Origin of the sequence: Pseudomonas sp. NFACC16-2, assembly GCF_900119205.1 — a bacterium.
GTDB lineage: Bacteria > Pseudomonadota > Gammaproteobacteria > Pseudomonadales > Pseudomonadaceae > Aquipseudomonas > Aquipseudomonas fluorescens_Q.
Genome location: NZ_FPIX01000003.1, coordinates 185,168 through 194,306 on the forward strand (window position 1 = coordinate 185,168; position 9,139 = coordinate 194,306).

The 9,139-nt window shown below is 63.2% G+C and carries 5 protein-coding genes; all 5 read right to left on the bottom strand.

All coding sequences use genetic code 11. From position 1 onward, the window contains the following. Position 1: 1 nt before the first annotated feature. The 5 genes from BT116_RS05200 to BT116_RS05220 all read right to left on the bottom strand — a co-directional run bounded on the left by BT116_RS05200 (position 2) and on the right by BT116_RS05220 (position 8,836). Positions 2 to 2,719 carry a nitrate reductase gene (locus BT116_RS05200; RefSeq protein ID WP_072340734.1) on the bottom strand — a complete coding sequence of 906 codons (2,718 nt, stop codon included), beginning with the start codon at positions 2,717 to 2,719 and terminating at the stop codon, positions 2 to 4. Next, on the bottom strand, positions 2,719 to 3,036 hold the full coding sequence (gene nirD / locus BT116_RS05205) for a nitrite reductase small subunit NirD (protein WP_072340736.1): 318 nt from the start codon (positions 3,034 to 3,036) through the stop codon (positions 2,719 to 2,721). Before nirD ends, BT116_RS05200 begins: the two co-directional genes overlap by 1 nt. Further along, positions 3,033 to 5,486, bottom strand: coding sequence for a nitrite reductase large subunit NirB (gene nirB, locus BT116_RS05210; protein WP_072340739.1), 2,454 nt, complete (start codon positions 5,484 to 5,486; stop codon positions 3,033 to 3,035). The genes nirD and nirB overlap by 4 nt, the downstream gene beginning before the upstream one ends. Before the next feature lie 455 nt (positions 5,487 to 5,941). Next, a complete protein-coding gene (locus BT116_RS05215) occupies positions 5,942 to 7,615 on the bottom strand; it encodes a bifunctional protein-serine/threonine kinase/phosphatase (protein ID WP_072340741.1) in 1,674 nt (557 codons plus the stop codon). Positions 7,616 to 7,624: 9 nt separating this feature from the next. Next, positions 7,625 to 8,836: a nitrate/nitrite transporter gene (locus BT116_RS05220; protein WP_072340744.1), complete on the bottom strand. Its 1,212-nt coding sequence runs from the start codon at positions 8,834 to 8,836 to the stop codon at positions 7,625 to 7,627. Positions 8,837 to 9,139 lie beyond the last annotated feature (303 nt).

Genomic DNA, 9,139 nt, shown 5'->3' on the forward strand with positions numbered 1-9,139 from the left:
CTCACGAGATAGCCGCCAGCGGTTGCGCAGTGGCAACCAGCAGGCGCTTGATTTCCGGTACGCAGGAGCCGCATTGCGTGCCACAGCCCAGCTCCTGTTTGAGCCCCTGCAAGTCCAGGCCACGTTCAATGCCTGCGCAGATCGCACGCTGGCTGACGTTCATGCAGTTGCACAGCGTTTTGCTGCCACCCGTTGCTGCGCCGACATTGCCCGGCGGCGCGCTCAAAGGTGCCAGCAGCCAGCGCCGCAGTTGTTCATCGGCACGACCTTCCAGCCACAGGTTCTGCAACCAGTGTCGGGCCAGGGTTTCGCCGGCCAGGCGAATAGCGGTGATGCGGCCGTTTTCTATGCGCACCCGCTTACCGATGGAGCGACGCGGATCGTCATAGGCCAGCACCGGCCCATCAATCAAACCCAATTGTTCGTCGATGGCCTGGAGTAGTTGCGGTTCAGGGGCAACGGCGCTGGCAGCGCGAATCAGCAACGCGGGACGCTCACGGCCAGTCAGGCTCAGGCTGACGTAGGAAAACGCCTCACACAGGGGGCGCAGGGCCTCCAGATGCTGTTGGACATCGCCTTCGATCAAGGCGAAAAGCTGCCAAGGCAGGTTCACCGGTTCCAGGCGCACGCCGCTGTGCTTGAGTTCCGGTTGTTTCGACAAGGGATCGAAGGCGGGTTGCGTCAGGGTATTGACCCCGCCCTTGAGGAATCGGTCGCCCCAGTGCATGGGCAGGAACGCCTGGCCGGGACGCACGCTATCGTCGCTGTCCACGGCCACGATCACGCTGGCGCGACGACTCTTGAGGCTGACCAGGTCGCCCGCTTGCAGGCGATGGCGCTGCAGTTCGTCGGGATGCAGGCTCAGTACCGCTTCGTTCACATGACCAAACAACTGGGCGGCGGTGCCGGTACGGCTCATGCCGTGCCATTGGTCGCGTAGCCGACCGGTGTTGAGGGTTAGCGGGTAGCGGGCGTCACGCAGTTCCTTGGCGGCGCGATACGGGTCGGCGACGAACCGGGCGCGGCCGCTGTCGGTGGGAAAAATTCCGTCCACGTACAGGCGCGCCGTTCCGACGGTCGCGCCTTCCGGGAAGGGCCATTGCTGCGGACCGAGTTGATCGATCAACGCATGGCTGATGCCGGACAAGTCCAGGTCGCGACCCCGGGTCAGCTGCTTGTATTCATCGAACAGTTGGGCCGGGGTTTCAAAGGCGAACAGGCTGGGCTGGCCCGGCCGCAGGCGTTTCTCCAGGCGTTGTGCGAAATCCACCGTGATTGCCCAGTCCGCCCGCGCTTCACCCGGCGCACCGATTGCCCGGCGGACGTGGGAAATGCGCCGTTCGGAATTGGTCACCGAGCCTTCTTTCTCACCCCAGCTGGCCGCCGGCAGCAGCAGGTCGGCGAATGCGGCGGTTTCGGTGGTCCGGAACGCTTCCTGCAACACCACGAACGGGCAGGCTTGCAGGGCTTCACGTACCGCGGTCTGGTCCGGCATCGATTGGGCGGGGTTGGTGCAGGCGATCCACAAGGCCTTGATCTTGCCGCTGCGAACCTGCTCGAACAATTCGATGGCGCTCAAGCCCGTGGTGGCGGGCAATTGTTCGACGCCCCAGTAACGGGCGACGTCGGCGCGATGCGCCGGGTTGGCGGCTTCGCGATGGCCCGGCAGCAGGTTCGACAGGCTGCCGGTTTCCCGTCCGCCCATGGCATTGGGTTGGCCGGTTAGCGAGAACGGTCCCGCACCCGGCCGACCGATTTGCCCGGTGGCCAGGTGCAGGTTGATCAGGGCGCTGTTCTTGGCGCTGCCGGCGGTGGACTGGTTCAAACCCATGCACCATAACGACAGAAAGCTTGGCGACGTGCCGACCCATTCGGCGCACTGATGCAGTTGTTCGACGCTGATGCCGCATAACTGGGCGACCATCGCCGGGGTGTAGTCGCGCACCAGGTTTTTCAGGTCCGCCAGGCCTTCGGTGTGGGCCTTGATGAAGTCGCGGTCAATCCAGTCTTCCCACAGCAGCAAGTGCACAATCCCATGGAACAAGGCGACATCGGTGCCCGGCAGGATCGCCAGGTGCAGGTCTGCCAGGTCGCAGGTGTCGGTGCGCCGGGGGTCGATGACGATGATTTTCATCTGTGGCCGGCGGGATTTGGCCTCTTCGAGGCGGCGAAACAGGATCGGGTGGGCGTAGGCCATGTTACTGCCGACGATCATCACGCAGTCGCTCAGCTCCAGGTCTTCATAGCTGCAGGGCGGGGCGTCGGCGCCGAGGCTGCGCTTGTAGCCCACCACGGCGGAGGACATGCACAGCCGCGAATTGCTGTCGATGTTATTGGTGCCCACCAATGCCCGGGCGAGCTTGTTGAAGGCGTAGTAGTCCTCGGTCAGCAATTGGCCGGAGATGTAGAACGCCACGCTGTCCGGGCCGTGCTCGGCGATGGTCTCGGCGAAGACACTGGCGGCGTGATCCAGGGCGCTGTCCCAGTCGCTGCGGGCCCGAGCCAGGCCTTTGCCCAGGCGCAGTTCCGGGTAGAGGGCGCGAGCGGCGAGGTCGCCGGTCAGGTGCAGGGTGGAGCCCTTGCTGCACAGTTTGCCAAAGTTGGCCGGATGGGCGGGATCGCCGCTGACGCCGAGGATGCGCTGGCCGTCATGCTCGATCAGGACGCCGCAACCGACCCCGCAATAACAGCAGGTCGAGGCAGTGATCTGGCGGTTCATCAGCTTGCATCCCGCAGGGCCAGCATCACCCGGCCGTTCTCGACCCGGGCCGAATGATGATGGGCGCAGCCCACATCCGGAGCCTGGGCCTGGCCGGTTTCCAAGTCGATCTGCCAATTGTGCAGCGGGCAGGCCACGCGTTTGCCATAGACCAAGCCTTGGGACAGTGGGCCGCCCTTGTGCGGGCAACGGTCGTCGAGGGCGAAGACTTCATCGTCGCTGGTCCGAAAAATCGCGATATCGCCTTTCGGGCCATTGATGATGCGCGAGCCGAGGATATTGATTTCTTCCAGTGCACAGATATCCAGCCAGTTCATGCCGGCACCTCCAGGTTTTTCACGGGGATGACCTCGAACTCTTTCTTCAGCTGGGGTTGTTCCAGGCGCTGTTTCCAAGGGTCCTGTTCCAGCGACAGGGAAAACTTCAGGCGTTCATGGAGGGCTTTGCGCCGTTCCGGGTCCTCAAGCACGGCTTTCTTGATGTGCTCCATGCCGACCCGTTGCATGTAATGCACGGTGCGTTCGAGGTAGAAAGCTTCTTCGCGGTACAGCTGCAGGAAGGCGCCGTTGTATTCGCGCACTTCCTCGGCGGTCTTGAGTTTGACGAAAAACTCGGCAACCTCGGTCTTGATCCCGCCGTTGCCACCGATGTACATCTCCCAGCCGGAGTCGACACCGATGATGCCGACGTCCTTGATGCCGGCTTCCGAGCAGTTGCGCGGGCAACCGGAGACGGCCAGCTTGACCTTGTGGGGCGACCACATGTTGAACAGGTCGTGCTCCAGCTCGATGCCCAGTTGGGTCGAGTTTTGCGTGCCGAAGCGACAGAACTCACTGCCCACGCAGGTTTTCACGGTACGGATGGATTTGCCGTAGGCGTGGCCGGACGGCATGTCGAGGTCTTTCCACACGCCGGGCAGGTCCTGCTTCTTGATGCCCAGCAGGTCGATACGCTGGCCGCCGGTGACCTTGACCATGGGCACGTTGTATTTGTCGGCCACGTCGGCGATGCGCCGCAGTTCCGAAGGATTGGTCACGCCGCCCCACATCCGTGGGACGACCGAGTAGGTGCCGTCTTTTTGGATGTTGGCGTGGGCGCGTTCGTTGATCAGGCGCGACTGCGGATCGTCCTGGGCTTCGCCGGGCCAGGTGGAGATCAGGTAGTAGTTCAACGCCGGGCGGCAGGTGGCGCAGCCGTTCGGGGTGCGCCAGTTCAGGTAACTCATGGTCCCGGCGATGGTCAGCAGGTGCTGGTCGCGGATCGCCTGGCGGATCTGGCCGTGGTTGAGGTCGCTGCAACCGCAGATGGCTTTTTCGCTCTTGGGCTTGACGTCTGCCGCGCCACCCACGGTGTTGATCAGGATCTGTTCCACCAGGCCGGCGCAGGAACCGCAGGAGCTGGCGGCCTTGGTGTGTTTTTTCACGTCATCGACGCTGAACAGCCCGTGTTCCTGGATCGCCTTGACGATGGTGCCCTTGCACACGCCATTGCAACCGCAGACTTCGGCGCTGTCGGCCATGCTCATGGCTTTGTCCTGGCCTTGATGACCGACGTCGCCCAAGGCGTTCTCGCCAAACATCAGGTGATCGCGGATCTCGCTGATGCCGTGGTTCTCACGGATCTGGCGGAAGTACCAGCCGCCATCTGCGGTATCGCCGTACAGGCAGGCGCCGACCAGCACGTCATCCTTGATCACCAGCTTTTTGTAGACGCCACCGATCGGGTCGGAAAGGGTGATGGTCTCGGTGCCTTCGCCGCCCATGAAGTCCCCGGCGGAGAACAGGTCGATGCCGGTGACCTTGAGTTTGGTCGAGGTCACTGAGCCCTTGTAGGTGGCGAAGCCCAGTTGTGCGAGGTGGTTGGCGCAGACCTTGGCCTGTTCGAACAACGGCGCCACGAGGCCGTAAGCGGTGCCACGGTGGCTGGCGCATTCACCGATGGCGTAAATGCGCGGGTCGTAGGTTTGCATCGTGTCGTTGACCAGGATCCCGCGGTTGCAGGGGATGCCGGATTTTTCCGCCAATTCGGTATTGGGCCGGATACCGGCGGCCATCACCACCAGGTCGGCGGGGATGATGTCGCCGTTCTTGAACTGCACCGAGCCGACCCGGCCATTGCCGGCGTCGTGAAGGGCCTGGGTCTGTTCGCTGAGGCGGAATTTCAGGCCCCGGTTTTCCAGGGCGGTCTGCAGCAGTTGGCCGCTGGTCTTGTCCAGTTGCCGTTCCAGCAACCATTCGCCCAGGTGCACCACGGTCACGTCCATGCCCCGTAGCTTCAAGCCATTGGCGGCTTCCAGGCCGAGCAGGCCGCCGCCGATGACCACGGCGTGCTTGTGGGTCTTGGCGGTGTCGATCATCGCCTGGGTGTCGGCGATGTCGCGGTAGCCGATCACGCCTTCCAGGGTGTTGCCGGGAATCGGCAGGATGAAGGGCGTGGAGCCGGTGGCGATCAGCAGGCGGTCGTATTCGGCTTCGCTGCCGTCTTCGGCGATGACCCGGCGCTTGACCCGATCGATCTCCACCACCTTGCGGTTGAGCAGCAGCTTGATGTTGTTGTCCAGGTACCAGCTCAGGTCGTTGAGCACGATCTCCTCGAACGTCTGCTCACCGGCCAGCACCGGCGAGAGCAGGATGCGGTTGTAGTTGGTGTGGGGCTCGGCGCCAAACACTGTGATGTCGTACAGCTCGTTGCTCAGCTTGAGCAGTTCCTCGAGGGTTCGAACCCCGGCCATGCCGTTGCCGATCATTACCAGTTTGAGTTTTTTCATCAGGGTTCTCCGCAAGCTCAGGTCCGCTTTATCACGGTGATCGGACTGGCTCGGCAATTTTTACGAAAACAAAAAAAGGCGTCCCGCTAGCAAGCTAGCGAGGACGCCTTTGTCCTGGTCCCGTTCTCTCGGGAAGCACCGCCTTCATCGTTGGAGGCGTTGCTTTATGTATGGTGAGAGAGGTTATGCAGTGGTTGTGCCAAGTGGCTTGAAGGTGCGGATTTATTGAGCTGCGGGTTGGTTGAGCGGATTGGGGAGGGATTTATTGCACCGAATCAAAGCGTGTTGCCCGGTAATGGAGCGTAGTGAACTAGGCCCTGTGGCGAGGGGATTTATCCCCGTTGGGCTGCGCAAGTGGCCCCAAGCCAGGCAACGCGGTGTGCCAGGAAGATTGAGCTCATTGCTTTAGGGCTGCTTGCGCAGCCCAGCGGGGATAAATCCCCTCGCCACAATAATCATGAGCCGTGAAACAGCAAAAACAGCAGCACGATGTTCACCACCAGGGACACCAGCGCCAAGGTCCGCCAGACCTTCAGCGGTTCGCGCTCCAGCAGTGGCCGGGGCCTTACGTTCAAGCTGCGGCGCTCGCCCTGTTCCAGCAGCAACAACCACTCTTCGGCGGTTTCAAAGCGTTGCTCCGGGTCTGCGGCGACGGCGCGTTCCAGGCTTTGCCCGAGCCATTCGGCCAAGTCCGGTCGATAGCGACTGGCATTGATCGGCACGCCAAAGCGCGGGCGTTGGAACGCTTCGATTTCGCCGTAGGGATAATGCCCGGTCAGCAGGAAATACAAGGTTACGCCAACCGAGTACAAGTCCTGTTGAGCCGTCGGTGCGGCGCCGCCGAAGGCTTCCGGGGCGATGTAGCTGGGGGTGCCGGGCAAGACGTTGGCCTGGTCCTCGGACAGGCCCGGGCAGTACGCCAGGCCGAAATCCAGCAAACGCAATTCTCCGTCATCGCCCAGATGCAGGTTTTCCGGCTTGATGTCGCGGTGGTAGATCTGCCTTCGATGTAACAGGCCTACTGCCCGTACCAGCCGCTGCGCCAGGTCCAGCCACTGGGCCAGAGGCAGTGGCCCGCCCTGGTTGAACAGCTCGGCCAGGGTCGCGCCCGGATATTCACGCATCACGTAGTACAAATGCTGACGCTGGGGAACCCCATGGACCTCGGGAAACTGCCGCCCGGCGACGCGCTTGAGAAACCACTCTTCCGAGAGCAACGCCTGCCCCGCGCGGCTATCGTCCCGTAGTTGCGCGGGCAGGGTTTTCAGCAGCCAAGGTTGGCCCTGACCATCGTGTACCCGGTAGAGCAACGATTGCTGGCTGTGGCCGAGCAGGCTTTCGATCTGCCAGCCCTCGAACACCTGGCCCGGTTTCAGCGCAGGCGGCAGGGGCCATTGCTGCAACTGGATCAGCGCATCGCCGATGCTCGCTTCGCCCACCGCATCGACCCGCACCAGCAAGGCACTGGCGTTGTCCTGGCTGCCGGCCAGGTGCGCGGCGTTGACCAGGGTATGGGCGGCGACATCCAGGTCCGGTTGATCGCGAAGAATGCCGGCAATGGCCGTGTCGCCCAGCACTGCCCAGACGCCGTCGCTGAGCAGCACGAAGGTTTCGTCGGTGCGCAGTTCGCCATCGAGAAAGTCGAGGATCAAGTGTTGATCCAGGCCCAGGGCGCGCTTGAGCACATGTTGCATGCCTTGCTGTTCCCAGACGTGATCCTCACTGACCCGTTGCAGGTGATCGGCGTGCCAGCGGTAGACCCGGCAATCGCCGACATGGGCGAGGGTGAAGCGCCGACCCCGCAGGACCAGGGCGCTGACGGTGGTGAGCAGCGGCTGTCCGCCACCGTTGGCTTGCAGCCAGCGATTCTGGGCCAGCAACAGCCGGTCCAGTGCCTGGGCCACGCCCCAGGTTTGCGGCGTGGAATAGTAGTCCAGGGCCAGGGCCTGCAAGGTCGAACGGGCGGCCAGCCCGCCATCGGCGCATTGGCTCACGCCGTCGGCGATGGCGAACAGGTATCCCTTGCTGGCGGCCAGGGCTGGCGCCGGGGTGACCAGGCGCAAGGCGTCCTGGTTTTCTTCCCGCGGGCCGATGGCACTGGCTTCGGCGAAACTCAGTTGCAGGCTCATGGAGGCTATTTATACCCGAGCCGCAGTGACGGCGGCCGAACCCCAAGTGGTCCTCCAACGGCGCTTGACGCCGTGCAGGCCGAACCAGGCCAGGACACCGAGGCTGGCGAACAACCACAGTGCCAGTTGATAGCTACCGGTGCTCTGCTTGATCGCGCCCATGCCCGCCGCCAGGGCGAAGCCGCCGATGCCGCCGGCCATGCCGATCAGCCCGGTCATCACACCGATTTCGCGACGGAAGCGTTGTGGCACCAGTTGGAACACCGCGCCGTTGCCTGCACCGAGACCGAGCATGGTGCAAACGAACAGGGCCAGGGCGGCGTAGGAACTCGGCAGGTTGAAACCCACTGCGGCGATGCAGACGGCCGCGACGGTGTACATGCCCAGCAAGGTGCGGATGCCGCCGAAACGGTCCGCCAGGGCGCCGCCCAATGGACGCATCAGGCTGCCACCGAAGACGCAGGCGGCGGTGTAGTAGCCAGCGGTGACCGGGCTCAGGCCATATTGGTCGTTGAAGTAGCCGGGCAGGGCGCTGGCCAGGCCGATGAAACCGCCGAAGGTCACGCTGTAGAAGAACATGAACCACCAGCTGTCGCGGTCGCCCAGGGCCTTGAGGTAGTCGGCCATGGATTTGGCTTTTGGTCGCTCGGGGGCGTTCTTGGCCAACCAGGCGAAGAGCACCAGAGTCAGCACCAGCGGGATCAGCGCGAAGCCGAATACGTTGGTCCAGCCGAAGGTCACCGCCATGACCGGTGCGATCAGTGCCGCGAGCACGGTGCCCGAGTTACCGGCGCCGGCGATGCCCATGGCCTTGCCCTGGTGCTGTGGCGGATACCACTGGGACGCCAGCGGCAGGGCCACGGCGAACGAAGCGCCGGCCACGCCCAGGAACAGGCCTAGCAACAACGCTTGCTCGTAGCTGTGGATACCCAGTTTCCAGGCGCAGAACAGCGCGCTGATCACGATCGCCTGGCCCACCATGCCGGCGGTTTTTGGCGAGATCCGGTCGGCCAGCAGGCCCATGAACAAACGCAGCACGGCGCCAGCCAGGATCGGCGTCGCGACCATCAGGCCGCGTTGTTGGGTGGTCAGATGCAGGTCGGCAGAGATCTGTACCGCCAGTGGACCGAGCAGGTACCAGACCATGAAACTCAGGTCGAAGTAGAGGAAGGCCGCGAACAGTGTCGGGGTATGGCCGGATTTCCAGAAGCTTGAATTCATCGCGCACCTCAGCTGTAAAAGTCTCGAGAAATGAGTCAGTGCTTTGAGCAGTGCGCCGCCTGTGGTCGCACCACCGGCCCCGAAGGGCCAAAACAAAAAAACGCCGCAACCCGGATCGCCAGAGAGGCAAGGAGGGTGTGCGACGTCTTTGTCGTAGGTGGGGCAACCGCCGTTGGTTACCTGTGGGTTTGCTTAAGCGAGATCTGTGCCAAGTCTGTCACGATCATTCCTACGCTCTGCGTAGGAATGCCCCCAGGGACGCTCCGCGTTCCGCTTCTGCAAGGTGACGCAGAGCGTCACGGG